This window comes from Polycyclovorans algicola TG408, assembly GCF_000711245.1.
Classification (GTDB): domain Bacteria; phylum Pseudomonadota; class Gammaproteobacteria; order Nevskiales; family Nevskiaceae; genus Polycyclovorans; species Polycyclovorans algicola.
In genome coordinates this window covers 3,167,372-3,186,788 of the sequence record NZ_JOMH01000001.1, presented here as the reverse complement: position 1 = coordinate 3,186,788, position 19,417 = coordinate 3,167,372, and the positions used below count along the sequence as shown (strand labels likewise).

9 protein-coding genes and 2 CRISPR repeat arrays (1 of these 11 only partly in view) are annotated in these 19,417 nt (G+C 59.0%); of the genes, 6 read left to right on the top strand and 3 right to left on the bottom strand.

Annotated features, from left to right (window positions below):
* The first annotated feature begins 101 nt into the window (after positions 1–101).
* Complete coding sequence (gene cas1f, locus U741_RS0115195; protein ID WP_029891300.1) at positions 102–1,094, top strand: type I-F CRISPR-associated endonuclease Cas1f; 993 nt, start codon at positions 102–104, stop codon at positions 1,092–1,094.
* Positions 1,091–4,447, top strand: coding sequence for a type I-F CRISPR-associated helicase Cas3f (gene cas3f, locus U741_RS0115190; RefSeq protein ID WP_029891299.1), 3,357 nt, complete (start codon positions 1,091–1,093; stop codon positions 4,445–4,447). The genes cas1f and cas3f overlap by 4 nt, the downstream gene beginning before the upstream one ends.
* A gap of 32 nt (positions 4,448–4,479) precedes the next feature.
* Here the strand turns inward: cas3f and U741_RS0115185 are convergent, their stop codons facing one another.
* Positions 4,480–4,845, bottom strand: coding sequence for a HepT-like ribonuclease domain-containing protein (locus U741_RS0115185; RefSeq protein ID WP_029891298.1), 366 nt, complete (start codon positions 4,843–4,845; stop codon positions 4,480–4,482).
* The gene (locus U741_RS0115180) at positions 4,842–5,132 is read right to left on the bottom strand and encodes a nucleotidyltransferase family protein (RefSeq protein WP_029891297.1); all 291 of its coding nucleotides are present in this window, start codon (positions 5,130–5,132) and stop codon (positions 4,842–4,844) included. Before U741_RS0115180 ends, U741_RS0115185 begins: the two co-directional genes overlap by 4 nt.
* 278 nt (positions 5,133–5,410) lie before the next feature.
* Between U741_RS0115180 and csy1 the strand changes: the two genes are divergently transcribed.
* The 4 genes from csy1 to cas6f are packed head-to-tail and all read left to right on the top strand — an operon-like array spanning position 5,411 to position 9,372.
* Complete coding sequence (gene csy1 / locus U741_RS0115175) at positions 5,411–6,760, top strand: type I-F CRISPR-associated protein Csy1 (RefSeq protein WP_029891296.1); 1,350 nt, start codon at positions 5,411–5,413, stop codon at positions 6,758–6,760.
* Positions 6,757–7,761: a type I-F CRISPR-associated protein Csy2 gene (gene csy2 / locus U741_RS0115170; RefSeq protein WP_029891295.1), complete on the top strand. Its 1,005-nt coding sequence runs from the start codon at positions 6,757–6,759 to the stop codon at positions 7,759–7,761. The genes csy1 and csy2 overlap by 4 nt, the downstream gene beginning before the upstream one ends.
* A gap of 17 nt (positions 7,762–7,778) precedes the next feature.
* Complete coding sequence (gene csy3 / locus U741_RS0115165; RefSeq protein WP_029891294.1) at positions 7,779–8,807, top strand: type I-F CRISPR-associated protein Csy3; 1,029 nt, start codon at positions 7,779–7,781, stop codon at positions 8,805–8,807.
* Positions 8,808–8,811: 4 nt separating this feature from the next.
* Positions 8,812–9,372: a type I-F CRISPR-associated endoribonuclease Cas6/Csy4 gene (gene cas6f / locus U741_RS0115160; protein ID WP_029891293.1), complete on the top strand. Its 561-nt coding sequence runs from the start codon at positions 8,812–8,814 to the stop codon at positions 9,370–9,372.
* 131 nt (positions 9,373–9,503) lie between these two features.
* Positions 9,504–17,035: direct repeats of the CRISPR family, unit length 28 nt; unit sequence GTTCACTGCCGGATAGGCAGCTCAGAAA.
* 52 nt (positions 17,036–17,087) lie between these two features.
* Here cas6f and U741_RS0115155 read toward each other — a convergent pair.
* The gene (locus tag U741_RS0115155) at positions 17,088–18,125 is read right to left on the bottom strand and encodes an IS30 family transposase (RefSeq protein WP_029891292.1); all 1,038 of its coding nucleotides are present in this window, start codon (positions 18,123–18,125) and stop codon (positions 17,088–17,090) included.
* A 66-nt stretch (positions 18,126–18,191) separates the two neighbouring features.
* Positions 18,192–19,417: a CRISPR direct-repeat array (repeat unit 28 nt; unit sequence GTTCACTGCCGGATAGGCAGCTCAGAAA); it runs 966 nt beyond the window's last position.

The window sequence follows — 19,417 nt, the reverse complement described above, 5'->3', positions numbered from 1 at the left end:
TTGGGGGAGTAGGCGTGAGGGTGACGCGCGGGGGCGTCTCACTAAATGAGACTGGGGCGGGGTAGGGTGCAGGTCTGCGCCTGCCACTTTGAGTTCCGAGTATGTCCACCATCGGCCGCAAGGATGACTTTTCGCCCACTGACCTCAAATCCATCCTGCACTCGAAGCGGGCCAACATCTATTACCTCCAGCATTGCCGTGTCTTGGTCAACGGCGGACGCGTCGAATACGTCACTGACCGGGGAAAGGAATCTCTGTACTGGAACATTCCGATTGCCAATACCACCACGGTGCTGCTTGGAACGGGCACCTCCATCACCCAGGCGGCCATGCGGGAGTTGGCCAAAGCGGGGGTCCTCGTCGGTTTCTGTGGTGGCGGGGGCACACCGCTTTTCTCTGCCAATGAAATGGATATCGAGGTGGCGTGGTTCTCGCCACAAAGCGAGTACCGGCCAACTGAGTACCTTCAAGCCTGGGTGCGGTTCTGGTTCACCGACGAACTACGCTTCGAGGCTGCACGCGCCTTTCAGCGGGCCCGGATCGAACGCATCCGTAAGCAATGGACCCATCGAAGCCGGCGAGACGCTGGATTCACGCCCGCCGCTGAACGGTTGGACTCCCTGCTTGATCGATCTATGCGGCAGTTGGACCACCTTACGGACACAACGGCGTTGCTCACGGAGGAAGCCCGGCTAACCAAAGCACTGTTCAAGGTTGCGGTGGATACCGTCGGCTATGGTGATTTCACGCGCGCCAAACGAGGAACGGGAACAGACCCGGCCAATCGCTTTCTCGATCACGGCAACTATCTCGCCTACGGACTTGGCGCCACCGCGACATGGGTGCTCGGCCTGCCGCACGGCCTTGCAGTCCTGCACGGAAAAACGCGACGTGGTGGGCTGGTGTTTGATGTCGCGGATCTGGTCAAGGACGCCAGCATTCTTCCGCAGGCCTTCCTGTCCGCCATGCGCGGTGATGACGAACAGGCGTTCCGGCGCAACTGCATCGAAGCACTGACACGCAGCGAATCGCTGGACTTCATGATCGACACCGTGAAGGCGGTGGCCATGGATACGGCGGGGCTCGTGGAATGAATGTACTGCTGGTCAGCCAATGCGATAAACGTGCGCTCACCGAAACCCGGCGCATCCTCGATCAGTTTGCCGAACGTCGAGGCGACCGCACTTGGCAGACCCCCATTACCCAGGCCGGGCTGGATACCTTGCGCAAGCTGTTGCGCAAAACCGCTCGCAAGAACACCGCAGTGGCCTGCCATTGGATCAGGGGGCGCGATCACAGCGAGTTGCTATGGGTCGTCGGTAACGCCAGCCGATTCAACGCCGAGGGTGCAGTGCCCACCAATACCACTCGGAGGAATGTGCTCAGGCGCGCTGACGAGAACGACTGGCACACCGGAGAAGCCATCTATCTGCTGTCGTCGCTGGCGGCGCTGATGCATGACCTTGGGAAAGCGTGTCGAGCGTTTCAAGATCGCCTGAGACCGGGTGCGCCTCGGGAACGAAATCTGTATCGCCATGAATGGATCTCGCTACGCCTTTTTCAGTCGTTCGTCGGCAATTCCAGCGATACGGAATGGCTGCAACGTCTGATCGCGCCAACGCCGGAAGATGACGTGAGTTGGATATCGAGGCTGCAACGGGATGGCATTGATGCAGCGGCGTCTGCCCCCTTCTGCGAGATGCCGCCGATGGCGCGTGCCATCGGCTGGCTTGTCCTGACGCACCATCGACTCCCGGTCGCGCCGCAGTCTGGGGCGGATGCATCCCGTCCGATGGGCGCACGGGTGCTCGGTTTCCAGAGCGCCCAGCTCCGGGACGTGTGGGCCGCCATCGACGCCGGGTGGAATGAACGCTGCGACGAGACAGACCCAAAGAAAATCGCCGCCTACTGGCAGTTTCAACATGGCTTGCCCGTCGTGACGTCACGGTGGCGCAGAAGTGCCGCGCGCCTCGCGACGCGACTGAAAGTTTATGGGGAGCGGGCTGATGCCCCGCTCTGGACCGACAACCTTTACCTGATGCATCTATCTCGGTTGGTTCTGATGCTCGCCGATCATCACTATTCCAGCCTCGAAGACCCGAGCCTTCGAACGCGCGGTGAGGTGGACTATCCGCTAATGGCAAACACCATCCGCGGCACAGGGGCCCCCAAGCAGCGGCTGGATGAGCACTTGCTGGGCGTGGCCCAGCACGCCGCACTGCTCAGTCATGCATTGCCCGGCTTCGAGCATCAGCTTCCACGATTGGCCCGGCACAAGGGGCTGGTTCAGCGGAGTCGTGATCCTCGATATCGATGGCAGGACCGGGCGGTCGATTTGGCCACGTCCATGCGTGTCCGCAGCACCCAGCAAGGGGCTTTCATCGTCAACATGGCGTCCACGGGCTGTGGAAAGACACTCGCCAATGCCAAGGTCATGAATGCGCTGGCAGACCCCCAACAAGGATTCCGCTGCGCGTTTGCGCTGGGCCTGCGCACACTCACGCTGCAAACCGGACATGCGTTCCGCGATTTGCTCGGGTTGGCGGACGATGATCTTGCCGTCCGCGTCGGAGGCAGCGCCAGCCGCGCGCTGTTCGAGCATTTTGAGGCCGTGGCCGAGGACCATGGGTCCGGGTCCGCCCAAGCGCTGATGCCCGAAGATTCGCATGTGCGCTTTGAGGGCAATCTGGAGCACCCGCTGCTTCAGCGTATTGGCCATGATCCGCAGATTGCCCGCCTACTGATGGCGCCTCTGCTGGTGTGCACCATCGATCATCTGGTCCCGGCAACCGAGAGCCAGCGTGGTGGACGGCAGATTGCGCCGATGCTGCGATTGATGAGCGGCGACCTGGTGTTGGATGAGCCGGATGATTTCGATTTGGGTGATTTGCCGGCGCTGACCCGGCTGGTCCACTGGGCGGGGCTATTGGGCGCCCGGGTGCTGCTCTCGTCTGCGACCCTGCCGCCAGCGTTCATCGAGGGCCTGTTTGACGCCTATCGGGCCGGACGGTCGGACTATCAGCGCAACCGGGGCGAACAGCCGGGGCTGACCCCGACGATCTGTTGCGCCTGGATGGACGAGTTCGGGCAGCGCCAGGTGGACTGCCCGACTGCGCAGGACTTTCAGAAGGCGCACCTCGCCTTTGTTGATCAGCGCGTCGAGCGTCTCGGTGCTGCCGAAGTTCGACGCCGCGGCGAACTCATCCCAATTGCGATCGCTGCGGAGCATCGGCACGAGATCCGCCGTGAGTTCGCCCGCGCCGCGTTAGAGGCCGCCCTGAAACTGCACCGTGACCATCACGAGTCGGACCCCGCAACCGGGAAACGCGTCAGCTTCGGACTGGTGAGAATGGCCAATATCGTGCCCCTGGTGGACGTGGCGTTGGCGCTTTACGCAATCGGCGCCCCCCAGGGCACGCGCATTCACCTCTGCGTCTATCACTCGCAGTTTCCGTTGTTGATTCGCTCAGCCATCGAGCGACAACTTGATGACGTTCTGAATCGCCGTTCACCAACAGCGGCCTTCTCGCACCCATCCGTTCGCAAGGCACTGGATCAAGGCCCCGAAGCCGACCACCTGTTCATCGTGCTCGGCTCGCCGGTCACCGAAGTCGGGCGTGACCACGACTACGACTGGGCGGTTGTGGAGCCCTCATCGATGCGGTCCCTGATCCAGTTGGCAGGGCGGGTTCGTCGGCATCGGCCGGGACCCTGCAGCACACCCAATGTTTTGATCTTCGACACCAACCTCAAACATCTTGAGCGTCCGGGGGAGGCCGCCTACTGTCGCCCGGGCTTCGAGAGTGATGGCTTCAAATTCGACAGTCATCGGCTCACGGATCTGCTTCCCGAAGATGATCGATCGGTGATCGACGCAAGGCCGCGCGTTCAGTCGCCGCCTGCGGCTGATCTGAAGCCACAGCAGCGTTGGGTTGACCTTGAGCACCATCACTTGCGGGCGCTGATGCTGACGGCTCCCGTTCGACCGCTGACGCCTCGTGAGATCCGCAAAGGCTTCCAGCCGATTGTGGCGCCACTCAACGCGAGTAGTTGCTGGCAGATGCCTCAGGCAATGCTCACGGGCGTGCTGGCGCAGCAACAGCCATTCCGGGACGACGACGCAATACGGGATGAATTGGTCCTGCGGCTTAACGAGGAGGAAGACGATGTCGTTTTGCACAGGATTGATCCTGGCAAGCGCCGCTTCGACCCGATCTTCGTCGTGGTGGAAAACAGCCACAACCACCGGATCGACGACGCCTTGGTCAAGGGCGATCGCATCAGTCCATGGCAAAGCGTCGACTATATGGAGGTGCTGACACCGCTGGCGGACGCGTTGGACATGCCGCTGGCGCAGTGCGCGGAGACCTTCGGAAAAGTCACCCTTCGCCGAAGAGAACAGGGCTGGCGCTTTCATCCGGCGCTCGGCTTTGTGGATCGGACATGACCGGACAGTCTTGCTGCCGGGCCTCAGCGCGGTCAGTCGTGCAATTCCGACTCGGCATCCCGTATGACACTCGGGAGCTTGGTGAGCAGGTCTGGCAGTGCGGTCATCACGGTTTCCCACACCACATCCACCGCGATATCGAAATAACCGTGGGCCAGCCTGTTGCGCATGCCTTTCATGCTGGACCACGGAACATCAGGGTGACGGGACACAAAAGCTGCATGTTGGCTCGACAGCCGGGTCGCCGCCTCGCCCAGAATGATCAGGTTCAGGATCACCGCCTGCTGGGTCCGTTGGTCGGCCATGAACGCCGCTTCATCCAGTCCCTCGACGTACGTGCAGGCCAAGGTGCCCGCCTCCTGCATGTGCTGAAGGTAATCGAGAAGGCGAGGGCTCATATCGGACGGGCCTCGGCCAACACGCGCGCCCTGAAAGCGGGCGGCAGATCGCCTGGCGTAAGCAGGTCTACCGGCATCCCCAGCAAGGCTTCAAGCTCGGCCTGCAACCCCCCAAGGTCAAACAAGGTGGTGCCGGGCAGCGTGTCGACCAGCAGGTCAATGTCGCTGCCATCGTGGTCACTGCCGTGCAGAACCGAACCGAACACGCGCGGATTCGCTGTCCGGAAGCGCGCGACGACACTTCGGATGGCGAGACGGTGTTGGTCTAGGGCAATGGAAGAGTTCATGGTTCTGCCTATACGGTGGGCAATCGGTTTGGACGACATTCCGCAAATGTTTCTGAGCTGCCTACGGGGCAGTGAGGATCAATATCTTAGTTAAATCGACTGAGTTCGGAAGAATTTGATACGACATTACATAAGTCGGGGACGAGTACTGTGAGGCTGTCCAAGGCGCCTTGAGTAAACCCGGTGGCGTAACGGCGACCGTCCCGCAACCAGCCCTCAGCTCGGCATTGCATTGGGGGGCTTTGCACACCCGCTTCAACTGACAGGAAGGATCCGACATGAGCAACCCATCGCCCGAACGCAAAGCGCTATTCAGTGCTGCGATCAACGCCTTCCTGATGCAGCGATGCCAGGACAAACGAGACAAACTCCCCCCCGATGACCCCAGGCACGAGGCGCTGCTTGCCCAACATGCGCCGCCAGTCTGGCTGGAAGACGCTGCCCGCCGGGTGATGCAGATTCAGGCGGTGACGCACACCCTGAAGGCTATCCACCCGGAGGCAAGGGGGACCAATCTTTACTGTCCGCCCCAGACGCTGTCGCCGCGCACCGAGGTTGGCAGTCACAGCCTCACCGCAGGGTTTTCTGGCGATGTGGTCGGAAACGCCGCCGCGCTGGACGTCTACAAATTCCTCAAAATCCAGGTGGATGGTCTGTCAGTTCTTGATGGTCTGCGTGGGGGCGATGTCGATCTTCTGGCAGCGTTGAGTCACGACCCCCAGCAAGCCGAGGCTTGGCGAGCAGCCTTTGTCAGCATCACCCTGCCACGGGGTGATGCGGCAACGCATGGCAAGGCCAAGCAGCTCTATTGGCTGGTCGGCGACGACCCCCAGCGCAATGATGACTTCCACCTGCTGGCGCCCCTGTACGCCAGCTCCCTGGCGCACGCGGTGTACCGCACGATTGATGAAGATCGGTTCGGCGATGCCGCCAAAGCGGCGCGGACGGCGCGGCGGGAGCGCAGCGAGCATCCCGGCGTTGTCCGCGAGTATCCGCAGCTCGCCGTACAGAAGCTGGGAGGGACCAAACCGCAGAACGTGTCTCAGCTGAACAGCGAGCGACGCGGCAACAACTACCTGCTGGCATCGCTGCCACCCACCTGGAAGTCGCATGACCTAAAGATTCCGCATCACGTCGAATCCATCTTCCCGATATTTGGGCGGCTTCCAGAGGTTCGCCGACGCGTGATTGCGCTCCGTCGGTTCCTGCTAAGCGATCCCGATCCCACCATTGAGACCCGTGATCGACGGGATTACGAGATTGAGGGGGTAATCGACGAACTCGTGGCCTTTGCAGCAGAGCGCCAGAGCCTGCTGACGCCTGGGTGGAGTGCGGCACCTGCATGTGATCTTGCGGAGCCCGAGAAACTCTGGCTCGATCCCGGACGCATGGCGTCCGACGCCGAATTTCGCGCCTCCTGGCGTTGGATGGATTGGCCCGATGAAATTGGCAAGCGATTCGGGAACTGGCTCAACGGACAATTGAGCGGGCACCTGCCGGTCGGCGATATCGAGCAGCGTTTCTGGGCCGATGAATTGAGCGTCGATCCCGAGTGGGCCGCGCGAATGGATCGTCAGCGAAAGAAAATCAGCCGCGACGAGCCGATGGCCTCGGGAGGGCATCAATGACCGAGATTCCCGACATTGGCGGGCTTCTCATCCTGCCGCGCCTCCGTATTCAGAACGCCAATGCCATTTCGAGCCCGATGACGCATGGCTTCCCGTCGATTACGGCCTTTCTGGGGCTGATGTGGGCGCTCGGGCGAAAGCTCCCTGATCATCAATCACCGCTGTTCGACGGCATCGGGGTGATCTGTCATCGCGCCGAAGAGCAAGTCACCAAAGGCGGCTATGTCAGGACATTCCGACTGACCCGCAATCCTGTGGAGAAAGATGGTGGGACCGCTGCAATCGTTGAAGAAGGCCGCATCCATCTGGAGGTATCACTGCTTCTGGCGATCCGCTCAGGTGATCCGGTGCTGGAATCCACGGACGTGCAACGTCAGGCGGTGGCAGACGCTGTTGCAGACGAGGTGAGCCGGTCGCGGATTGCGGGGGGCAGTGTCTTACCGTCAGCGGCCCAGCCCTGGCAAGCCCGGCCCAAGCTCATCAGGCTGGATCAGGAGCCAGCCGCGCGAGCTCGGCAGATTCGACATCTGCGGCGGCAGTGGTTGCCTGGCTTCGCATTGGTGTCACGGGATGATCTGCTACAGCAAAGGCTCGAAGCGCTGCGTCTCGATCACCCCGAAGCAAGTGCTCTGGACGCCTGGCTGGATCTGTCGCGATTCAATTGGCGCGCCGTTCAACCCGACCCGGACGATGAAGCGCCCGGCGCTGCCAGAGGGGCTGTTGAATGGCGGCCCGATACCCGCAAAGGATGGATCGTCCCCATTCCTGTGGGGTACGGCGGGCTGGGTGCGCTTCAGCCCGCCAGCACTGTCGCCAATGCGCGTGATGCCGAAACGCCGCTGCGTTTTGTGGAGAGCCTGTATTCGATTGGTCAATGGGTGAGCCCCCACCGCATTAACGACCTCAGTGCGCTGCTCTGGTACGGCGACGCGGACCAGTCTCGCGGCCTCTACCGCGCGCGCAATGCTTATACCCGCTTCGTTCCGTCTGCCCAAGACTGATTTCAAGGAGATACATCATGTCCGACAACAAACTGAAAACCGCCTCCGTCCTTGCATTTGAGCGCAAGCTGGATCCCTCTGACGCGCTTCTGCACTCCGGTAGCTGGGCCGCACGCCAGGACAGCGGCGCCTGGGCCCCGGTCACCCTGCGCGAGAAATCTGTCCGCGGCACGATTTCCAATCGCCTGAAAACCAAGGATCAGGACCCGGCCAAACTCGATGCCGCCATCGAGAACCCAAACCTCCAAACCGTCGATGTCGCCGCACTGCCGGCCGCTTCTGACACGCTGCGCGTGCGTTTCACCCTGCGGGTGCTGGCGGGCACCGGCAAGCCCTCGGCCTGCAACGATGCTGACTACCTGGCCAAGCTACTGGCGACCGTGGGGGGCTACGTTGATGCGCAGGGCTTCGGCGAGCTAGCGCGACGCTATGCGCACAACCTTGCCAACGGCCGCTTCCTGTGGCGCAACCGCATCGGTGCCGAACAGGTTGAAGTGCAGGTTGCACACGTCGAGAACGGCAATGCGCGCGAGACCTGGACCTTCGATGCGCTGAAGCTCTCGCTGCGCAACTTCCAGACGCCTGACGGCATGGAAAAGAACATTGATGCCCTGTCGTCCCTGATTGCCGACGGACTCTCCGGGAAGCGTCATGTGCTGCTTCAGGTCACGGCATTCGTACGCATGGGCGCCGGCCAGGAAGTCTTCCCGTCACAAGAACTGATTCTCGACCGTTCGAGTGGAACGAAGAGCAAGACTCTGTACGACGTCGATGGCGTTGCCGGCATCCATTCACAGAAGCTCGGCAACGCCATCCGCACCGTCGACACTTGGTATCCGGATGCTCAGGACCTGGGCCCCATCGCCGTCGAGCCTTATGGCTCGGTGACCACTCAAGGCAAGGCTTATCGCCAGCCAAAAGCCAAGCTCGACTTCTACAACCTGCTGGATAGCTGGATTCTTAAGGATCAGCAGCCCGAAGTAGACCAACAGCATTTCGTCATTGCCACGCTGATTCGCGGCGGTGTCTTTGGCGAGGCGGGCTAAGACAATGGACCACTACGTAGATATCCGTCTGCGTCCTGATCCGGAGTTTCCTCCCCACCAGCTCATGGACGCCCTATTCGCGAAACTGCACCGCGTCTTGGTGCAGACCGACAGTGCCGACATCGGCGTCAGCTTCCCCGATGTCGGCAACATCAAGGTGGGGCTGGGACAACGTCTGCGCTTGCATGGAGCACAACCATCGCTCCAACGGGTGATGGACATGCCTTGGCTGACCGGCATGACGGATCATGCTGAAGTCACCGATGTCAGCCGCGTACCGACGGACGCCAAGCATTGCCAAGTCCGTCGAGTTCAGGCGAAGAGCAGCCCAGACCGCTTGCGGCGGCGTCAGATGAAGCGGAAAGGATGGACGGAGGAACAAGCGCGTGCAGCCATCCCGGACAGCGCCGCTGAACAGCTCAAGCTGCCCTACCTAACCGTACGAAGCGCCAGCACCGGGCAATCCTTCCGGTTGTTTGTTCGCCAAGAGCCAGCCAGCGGGCCTGTCCCGGACGCTTTTAACTCTTATGGTTTCAGCGGCTGCGGAACCGTAGCCTGGTTCTAACCCTTTTTTCATGCCGCCCCGTAACTGTTTGATTTATCAGATAGTTACGGGGCCCTTTTGGAAGAATGGGTCGCTGACCAAAAACGCGCCCGAATGCCCGCCGGTGCGGGATATGCTGGATGCAAAATCTAGTTCACTGCCGGATAGGCAGCTCAGAAATCAAGCGTGTCGCTGCTGTTGTCGTCTACGGCGTTCACTGCCGGATAGGCAGCTCAGAAAGCCGATGCCGCCGAGACCCACACGCTCAGCCTGTTCACTGCCGGATAGGCAGCTCAGAAATTGTCGAGGCCCTTGGGCCAGTATTCCTTTTCGTTCACTGCCGGATAGGCAGCTCAGAAATGGAGGGAAAGTGTGAGCTGGCACAGGCCGACGTTCACTGCCGGATAGGCAGCTCAGAAATTAGTGGGCTTCAGCACCGAGCTGATGATGCCGTTCACTGCCGGATAGGCAGCTCAGAAATGGTTGCCGATATTCCAGCCCGCGCTCCAGCCGTTCACTGCCGGATAGGCAGCTCAGAAAGCAGGGTGGCCAGGGCAGCGCTGAGGTCGCGCGTTCACTGCCGGATAGGCAGCTCAGAAATACTCCGCGCCAGCAAAGTGCAGAACCCGGAGGTTCACTGCCGGATAGGCAGCTCAGAAATCATGGCCATTCTTGCGGGCCAGGCCGACAAAGTTCACTGCCGGATAGGCAGCTCAGAAACGCCGAGAAAAGCTCGACCTGCCACTGGCAGAGTTCACTGCCGGATAGGCAGCTCAGAAAACTAAAGTCGATGCAGATTGAGTGTGGAATATGTTCACTGCCGGATAGGCAGCTCAGAAAGCGTGCCAATCACGGTGCTCATGCGCCCAGATGTTCACTGCCGGATAGGCAGCTCAGAAAACGTTCGCGCATAGATTGGAGCACGTCGGGGCGTTCACTGCCGGATAGGCAGCTCAGAAAACATGCACCACCGCCCAACGCTCGCCAACGTAGTTCACTGCCGGATAGGCAGCTCAGAAAACGAAGCGGTAGCGAACCGACTCAAATAAGGTGTTCACTGCCGGATAGGCAGCTCAGAAAAACATCTTCGAGACCGTGCGCAGTGCTTTGAGGTTCACTGCCGGATAGGCAGCTCAGAAAATCCGCGCCATAGGTCCGTAGGCGAGCCAATCGTTCACTGCCGGATAGGCAGCTCAGAAACAAATCGCCAAACCCAAAACTTCTTACCACGAGTTCACTGCCGGATAGGCAGCTCAGAAAAAATTGCGTGTCTAGCTCTTTCAATATCAGAGGTTCACTGCCGGATAGGCAGCTCAGAAAAAACCCGCATCAACGAACTGATGCGCGCGGGCGTTCACTGCCGGATAGGCAGCTCAGAAAAGCATGGTGTCGATTGCGGTTCGCAGCCCAGCGTTCACTGCCGGATAGGCAGCTCAGAAACGACGATGAATTGGCGACAGGACAGGAATACGGTTCACTGCCGGATAGGCAGCTCAGAAAATGACCGACCGCGAAGTGATGCAGATGGCTCTGTTCACTGCCGGATAGGCAGCTCAGAAAATATGGGGAGCGCACTTGATCGGCGCGTATTGGTTCACTGCCGGATAGGCAGCTCAGAAATGGAGCACCTGGGCGAGCCGACGTGGACATTATGTTCACTGCCGGATAGGCAGCTCAGAAACGAACGGACGCGAAGAGTTTGCGCGGGTCCGGGTTCACTGCCGGATAGGCAGCTCAGAAATCTTTGTGCAGATAGATCGTCAGGTTATTGGCGTTCACTGCCGGATAGGCAGCTCAGAAAATGGATGGTCGTGGAGCGCGCGGTCTTCGTCGGTTCACTGCCGGATAGGCAGCTCAGAAAAAATGGGTCGAAAACCATGTCGCCCTTGTTGCTGTTCACTGCCGGATAGGCAGCTCAGAAAAGATTCCAGTACGTCGGGCTGGTGGCTTTTACGTTCACTGCCGGATAGGCAGCTCAGAAAAAGACCGCCAAGCCAGCTCAGTCTCGGGGCGCGTTCACTGCCGGATAGGCAGCTCAGAAATTCTTATCGCGCTCGATCACAGCGGGCGGAAAGTTCACTGCCGGATAGGCAGCTCAGAAAATTACGGAATCAGGGAACACTGTCCCGAATACGTTCACTGCCGGATAGGCAGCTCAGAAATTTGCAAAAAGGCAAGGCTCGCGCTGGCTGTGTGTTCACTGCCGGATAGGCAGCTCAGAAATGACTTGTCTTCGTGCATGGTGGCCCCGCTGCGTTCACTGCCGGATAGGCAGCTCAGAAATTAAGGCAACGCAGCGCCCACTTGTTGCCGAAGTTCACTGCCGGATAGGCAGCTCAGAAACGAGTCGCGGCGTGTTCAAGCGCACAGTGCTGGTTCACTGCCGGATAGGCAGCTCAGAAATGTTCCGCGCCTTCCGTCGCGCATAGGCCCCGGTTCACTGCCGGATAGGCAGCTCAGAAAATTCTTCGACCGTCACGTCAGGCGTTACCGGCGTTCACTGCCGGATAGGCAGCTCAGAAAAGCCAATTTGTGAATCTAGCGACGTTCAGATTGTTCACTGCCGGATAGGCAGCTCAGAAACCAACGATCTCGACTCCGTTGCGTTTCAGCCCGTTCACTGCCGGATAGGCAGCTCAGAAATTATGGCGTGGCATCCGTTACGCCGATCATCAGTTCACTGCCGGATAGGCAGCTCAGAAAAGTCTGCGCAGCGTTCTTGCCGTCGCTCAGTTGTTCACTGCCGGATAGGCAGCTCAGAAATTCCACCGGGCCGCCTCCGAACGACGTGAAACGTTCACTGCCGGATAGGCAGCTCAGAAATCAGGGGCAGCCGCAGCGCTAGGCTGTCCTGCGTTCACTGCCGGATAGGCAGCTCAGAAAGCATCGAGTTCTGCCACACCGGTCAGCTCGCCGTTCACTGCCGGATAGGCAGCTCAGAAATGCGCATCGGTCAGGCTCAACAGGGTTTGCGCGTTCACTGCCGGATAGGCAGCTCAGAAATGATGGACATCAAGTGCGCCGCGTTCCAACGTGTTCACTGCCGGATAGGCAGCTCAGAAAACTTCGTATCGGACCTTGCGATAACCGCGATAGTTCACTGCCGGATAGGCAGCTCAGAAACCCGAGCCAACGCCCGCCGAAGTCTGCGCGCAGTTCACTGCCGGATAGGCAGCTCAGAAATTGACGAGATACTTTGAAACGCTCTCGGCACGGTTCACTGCCGGATAGGCAGCTCAGAAACTCGGGGTCCGTGCATTGTTCCAGCTCGCGGAGTTCACTGCCGGATAGGCAGCTCAGAAAACGAGAAAACCAGACGGCGATTTTTTGACCGAGTTCACTGCCGGATAGGCAGCTCAGAAACGAGCCATGACCGTGCTTGAAGGCTTGCGCAAGTTCACTGCCGGATAGGCAGCTCAGAAATCCGCCCCTACCAAACCGACATAACCGAACGCGTTCACTGCCGGATAGGCAGCTCAGAAAGGCTCGAATCCGGCAGCGAACGGCACGCCGCGGTTCACTGCCGGATAGGCAGCTCAGAAAAGCACGCCGGTAACAGGGTCAGTCGCGAAGACGTTCACTGCCGGATAGGCAGCTCAGAAATCCATGGCGCTGCTGTAGATCGTCACGTCTACGTTCACTGCCGGATAGGCAGCTCAGAAAATACCGATGCCCGCGAGGATGATCTCGTCAGCGTTCACTGCCGGATAGGCAGCTCAGAAATTCACCGTTTCGACGGCAGCGACGAAGACCGCGTTCACTGCCGGATAGGCAGCTCAGAAACGCAGCGTCAAGGAATTAATTGCCGAAGCCGAGTTCACTGCCGGATAGGCAGCTCAGAAAAGTACGCGCAACCCGAGCATCGGCGACGAGGTGTTCACTGCCGGATAGGCAGCTCAGAAATGTAACTTCGCCTCAAACTCGGCGGGTGGGTAGTTCACTGCCGGATAGGCAGCTCAGAAATACGAAGCCACCGGCGGCGAGGAATCCGGCGAGTTCACTGCCGGATAGGCAGCTCAGAAAACCCGGGGGACGAATTGGAAGGCGAACCCGCTGTTCACTGCCGGATAGGCAGCTCAGAAAAATCTCGAACTGCGGGCAACGGATGATCACGCGTTCACTGCCGGATAGGCAGCTCAGAAAAGACTCGACAACGATGCGGATGGCGTCACGCTGTTCACTGCCGGATAGGCAGCTCAGAAAGGTAGGAATGCGAAGCCTAGGCCCTGGTATTCGTTCACTGCCGGATAGGCAGCTCAGAAAACTGAGGAAACATTCTGATGAACGTATTCACAGTTCACTGCCGGATAGGCAGCTCAGAAAATTTAAGGATCAAAAATCATGACTGACATTCTGTTCACTGCCGGATAGGCAGCTCAGAAATTGACGAGATACTTTGAAACGCTCTCGGCACGGTTCACTGCCGGATAGGCAGCTCAGAAACCATGCGCCGCCGGGGAGGTCCACTGCGACGCGTTCACTGCCGGATAGGCAGCTCAGAAAATGGAGGGCGCAGTGCTGGCAAACCTCAAACGGTTCACTGCCGGATAGGCAGCTCAGAAAATATCAGTCTGGGCCACGCCGGTGCTGCTCAGGTTCACTGCCGGATAGGCAGCTCAGAAACTCTACGCCATCGGGCAACACGTTGTCACCGGGTTCACTGCCGGATAGGCAGCTCAGAAATGGAACATGGATGACACGCCCAACCGTTCCGCGTTCACTGCCGGATAGGCAGCTCAGAAATTCGATTACACCGACCCGACCGAAGTCGATTCGTTCACTGCCGGATAGGCAGCTCAGAAAATTCCGCGCGGCGAACGACATCGCCATGCAAAGTTCACTGCCGGATAGGCAGCTCAGAAATGCCGATGCGGAGCCAATGTCGGGGCTATGGAGTTCACTGCCGGATAGGCAGCTCAGAAAATTGCCACGGTCTGTGACAACGCTGGCACGAAGTTCACTGCCGGATAGGCAGCTCAGAAACGAAGCAGCACGTTGATAATCAGCAGGCCCTGGTTCACTGCCGGATAGGCAGCTCAGAAAATGGATGGTCGTGGAGCGCGCGGTCTTCGTCGCGTTCACTGCCGGATAGGCAGCTCAGAAAGACAGCATCGTCGGCGTTTTCTGTTTTGAATTGTTCACTGCCGGATAGGCAGCTCAGAAATGAAAAAGCAATGTAAGCGCAATCAACGCTGTGTTCACTGCCGGATAGGCAGCTCAGAAAGGAACTGGTCGAACTCTAGAATCATGCGCGAAGTTCACTGCCGGATAGGCAGCTCAGAAAGACCAACAGCGTGAGGCCATTCGCATCGTCGTGTTCACTGCCGGATAGGCAGCTCAGAAATTTGCGACTACAAAATACTGGCGCCTGAATCGGTTCACTGCCGGATAGGCAGCTCAGAAAAACACGGTGGCGGTGGAATCCGTCGACCACTTGTTCACTGCCGGATAGGCAGCTCAGAAAGCCGTTCATGGTGAAACAGCTTTCCTCGGGTGGTTCACTGCCGGATAGGCAGCTCAGAAATCCCAGACACGCCGCGCGAAGATCACGCGATCGTTCACTGCCGGATAGGCAGCTCAGAAATCAAAGCGTCCGTCATGACCTCGTTCTAGGTGGTTCACTGCCGGATAGGCAGCTCAGAAATGCCCGACATTCTCGTGCCGGCATCTTTCGGCGTTCACTGCCGGATAGGCAGCTCAGAAAACCTCGACCAGAAACTCCCGCTGCGGGCCGCTGTTCACTGCCGGATAGGCAGCTCAGAAAGCTGCCTGACCATCGAACTGCCGTGGCTGGACGTTCACTGCCGGATAGGCAGCTCAGAAAATAAAGGTCGTCGAGCGCGGGGACCAGATCGAGTTCACTGCCGGATAGGCAGCTCAGAAATACAAAACTCAGCCCTATATGCACAGAAGAACGTTCACTGCCGGATAGGCAGCTCAGAAATGCGCGATGCCGCGCTGGTATACCGTCTCGATGTTCACTGCCGGATAGGCAGCTCAGAAAGACCTTCCGGCGAACCTCGCTGAACATGCTGGGTTCACTGCCGGATAGGCAGCTCAGAAATGCTGATGCGGAGCCGTTTGCTTTTTCAGTGCGTTCACTGCCGGATAGGCAGCTCAGAAAATGAAGATCATCAAGGCTTGCAGCAAAGAGATGTTCACTGCCGGATAGGCAGCTCAGAAATGCAAGTCACGGAGCTTCTGTTGAAGGCGTTCGTTCACTGCCGGATAGGCAGCTCAGAAACGAACCGCTACAAAGAGCTGATCCACTATGCCGTTCACTGCCGGATAGGCAGCTCAGAAATTGACCCGACTGCCGCGAAGGCAGCCGACCAGGTTCACTGCCGGATAGGCAGCTCAGAAATGAAGCCGCCTAAAAGGAAGCAAGAATTATGAGTTCACTGCCGGATAGGCAGCTCAGAAATGTGCATCAGCGACGACCCGAGCGACGCGGGCGTTCACTGCCGGATAGGCAGCTCAGAAAAGTTCGACTCGTTCGTGACGTCTCTGTCGGCCGTTCACTGCCGGATAGGCAGCTCAGAAAGATAAACGGCCGCAGCGCGGCTTGGTCGGCCTGTTCACTGCCGGATAGGCAGCTCAGAAAACCCACACCGACGACCAAGTGCGCCGCGCCCGGTTCACTGCCGGATAGGCAGCTCAGAAAGACTGGTACGCCTACTTTTTTGAGCCGGTGACGTTCACTGCCGGATAGGCAGCTCAGAAAAGCATCGGCGAAGCGGTTGCCGCCAACACGGCGTTCACTGCCGGATAGGCAGCTCAGAAAACGCCCGAACAGGCGCCCCATTCAAAAGCCCCGTTCACTGCCGGATAGGCAGCTCAGAAATGATCTTCGCCCTGGCCAAGTACACGCGTGGCGTTCACTGCCGGATAGGCAGCTCAGAAACTCAGAAATGGAGTATCCCGTGCTCGAAAAACGTTCACTGCCGGATAGGCAGCTCAGAAATCTACGCCGGCGGCATTGAACGCCCGCGCCATGTTCACTGCCGGATAGGCAGCTCAGAAAAAAGCCCGTGGTGATTCATGACCACCCGCGGCGTTCACTGCCGGATAGGCAGCTCAGAAACAGCTCAGTGGCGGTGCTGGGGTTCATGGCCAGTTCACTGCCGGATAGGCAGCTCAGAAATACGCGCCGAGAGCGCCCGCTTTATCGCGTTGGTTCACTGCCGGATAGGCAGCTCAGAAACGTGGCTTCGCATCAATCGGTCTGCACAACCCGTTCACTGCCGGATAGGCAGCTCAGAAAATGAAACGGTGCGGCGAGATATGGCTGAGCATGTTCACTGCCGGATAGGCAGCTCAGAAACCCAGCACGTCCTGAATGTCGGACTCGGTGAGGTTCACTGCCGGATAGGCAGCTCAGAAATTGCTCGAATACCTGCCGCAGCAAGACATGCTGTTCACTGCCGGATAGGCAGCTCAGAAAAAACTGGAAAGCCAGATGAAGACCATCAGCCGGTTCACTGCCGGATAGGCAGCTCAGAAATGCGAGTTTATCGACGACATCTGCATCTCGATGTTCACTGCCGGATAGGCAGCTCAGAAATTTGAGTTCGCCAGCGAACTCGAAAACCGCATGTTCACTGCCGGATAGGCAGCTCAGAAATGGCTGGTGAGGGTGCCGCCGAGGATGGCCTTGTTCACTGCCGGATAGGCAGCTCAGAAAATGCAGAGTGGCATGCTGGGCGGATTCAAATCTGAAGTGCAACACCTTGGTTTCAGTGGATGAGTGATGAGTGCTGCGTGGATTTCAGGAGTAATTCTCGATAGACCACGAGCGGTGATCGTACGCCCAAGCCCTTTCGGGGTCTGCCGTTGATCTGATCGGCGATGGCATCGAGTTGTTCTTGGCTGTAGACCGATAGATCGGTGCCTTTGGGCAGGTACTGCCGTACCAAGCCGTTCATGTTCTCGTTGGAGCCGCGCTGCCAGGGGCTGTGCGGGTCACAGAAGTACACCGCGATGCCTGTGCGTTTGCTCAACTCCTTGTGCATGGTCATCTCCCGGCCCTGGTCATAGGTCATGCTCTGGCGCATCGGTGCGGCAATGCTCAACAGCTTGTCGGTGAAGGCTTGCATCACGTTGGCGGCGCTGGCTGGCTTGAAGTCGGGCAACTTGACCAGCATCACCAGACGGCTGGTGCGCTCGACCAGGGTGCCCACGGCGCTGGCGTTGGCCGCACCTTTGATGAGGTCACCTTCCCAGTGACCGGGAAACTGCCGGTCTTCGATCTCCGGTGGGCGCAGATGGATGCTGAGCATGTCCGGGATTTGTCCGCGCCGGTCCTGGCCTTTGCTGCGTGGCACGCGCTTGTTGTGCGCGTGTCGCAAGGTCGCGATCAGCTCGCGCTTGAGCTCGCCCACGGGCTGGGCGTAGATGCAGTTGTAAATGGTCTCGTGTGACACGCGGTGCTCATGGCCTTTGGGGTACACCGCTGCCAGTGTCAGGGCAATCTGCTCGGGTGACCACCGCAGGTCCAGAAAATGACGGACGATCCCGAACAGGAGGCCTTCACAGTGCAGCTTGTGTGGAGGGCGGTTCAGCCTGCGCCGCCGCTGGACAAAAGCTCGCGCTGCGGCACTGCCATAGCCCGCTGGCGATCGATTGCGAGACAGCTCCCGGCTGATGGTGCTGGGCGAACGAGACAACACTCGCGACATCGCACGCACACTGAATTTCTGGTGGACCAAACTGGCCAGCGTCACGCGCTCTTCAGGCTGGAGTTGCTGGTAACGCTTCGGTGAAATGCTCTGCATGCGCGAACCTTACTCGGTAGCAGGTGTTGCACTTCAGGTTTGAATCCGCCCTGTGTCGCCCGGTGGCGTTCACTGCCGGATAGGCAGCTCAGAAACCACGCGGCCGGTGCGGAACTGCGGTTTGAACGTTCACTGCCGGATAGGCAGCTCAGAAAGCCCAGCTGTAGGCGGTGCTGAGGTACGCGACGTTCACTGCCGGATAGGCAGCTCAGAAAAAAGCGTTGGGCGGTGGATGGAGTTGAAGAAGGTTCACTGCCGGATAGGCAGCTCAGAAAGAACAGGCAGCTCAGAAGAACTTGCGAAACGTGTTCACTGCCGGATAGGCAGCTCAGAAAAACCGATCCACTGGGTTTTGCTGCCCTTGCCGGTTCACTGCCGGATAGGCAGCTCAGAAAGATTGAATGGCTTGTCGATCTGCTCGACCTGATGTTCACTGCCGGATAGGCAGCTCAGAAAAACGAGCTGGACCTGCAAGACCCCGAGCCGGGGTTCACTGCCGGATAGGCAGCTCAGAAATCAGCGATGAGCAGGCCAAGGTGCTGGCGGCCGTTCACTGCCGGATAGGCAGCTCAGAAAAGCTCGCTGCGGGTGACGTAGGGTGACGCGCCGTTCACTGCCGGATAGGCAGCTCAGAAATTGACCCCTGCTCGATGCTGGTGCTGACCGCAGTTCACTGCCGGATAGGCAGCTCAGAAAAAGCCCGATCCGTGCGTTGGGTATCCGCAAATGTTCACTGCCGGATAGGCAGCTCAGAAAAGCGTCAGGTACTCACGCTCAAGGGCGGCAGCGTTCACTGCCGGATAGGCAGCTCAGAAAAGGTAGGCGCGCTGGTCGACATCAACGACAGCGTTCACTGCCGGATAGGCAGCTCAGAAAAGGCCAAACCGGTGTTTGGTGGATTGGGTGTGGTTCACTGCCGGATAGGCAGCTCAGAAATTAATAATCCGCTTGCCGTCTGGATCAACGCCGTTCACTGCCGGATAGGCAGCTCAGAAAAAGGGGCGGGTCTTCCGCCGGGTTGAAGGCAAGTTCACTGCCGGATAGGCAGCTCAGAAAGTTCCACTCGCCAGCCGTTTCTTCCACGTCCGGTTCACTGCCGGATAGGCAGCTCAGAAAACCACGTTGCCACCCGCCCGCACTGCCGAGCGGTTCACTGCCGGATAGGCAGCTCAGAAATCGGTTTCAAGCAGCGCGATTGCGGCCGTGTTGTTCACTGCCGGATAGGCAGCTCAGAAAGTCAACAGCGGCACTTTGTCAGTCATCGTTCTGTTCACTGCCGGATAGGCAGCTCA

Bases quoted from the DNA above. Each gene is read 5' to 3' on its own strand.
- csy2 (WP_029891295.1), top strand. From the start codon at position 6,757: ATGACCGAGATTCCCGACATTGGCGGGCTTCTCATCCTGCCGCGCCTC.
- cas3f (WP_029891299.1), top strand. From the start codon at position 1,091: ATGAATGTACTGCTGGTCAGCCAATGCGATAAACGTGCGCTCACCGAA.
- U741_RS0115185 (WP_029891298.1), bottom strand. From the start codon at position 4,845: ATGAGCCCTCGCCTTCTCGATTACCTTCAGCACATGCAGGAGGCGGGC.
- U741_RS0115180 (WP_029891297.1), bottom strand. From the start codon at position 5,132: ATGAACTCTTCCATTGCCCTAGACCAACACCGTCTCGCCATCCGAAGT.
- cas6f (WP_029891293.1), top strand. From the start codon at position 8,812: ATGGACCACTACGTAGATATCCGTCTGCGTCCTGATCCGGAGTTTCCT.
- U741_RS0115155 (WP_029891292.1), bottom strand. From the start codon at position 18,125: ATGCAGAGCATTTCACCGAAGCGTTACCAGCAACTCCAGCCTGAAGAG.
- cas1f (WP_029891300.1), top strand. From the start codon at position 102: ATGTCCACCATCGGCCGCAAGGATGACTTTTCGCCCACTGACCTCAAA.
- csy3 (WP_029891294.1), top strand. From the start codon at position 7,779: ATGTCCGACAACAAACTGAAAACCGCCTCCGTCCTTGCATTTGAGCGC.
- csy1 (WP_029891296.1), top strand. From the start codon at position 5,411: ATGAGCAACCCATCGCCCGAACGCAAAGCGCTATTCAGTGCTGCGATC.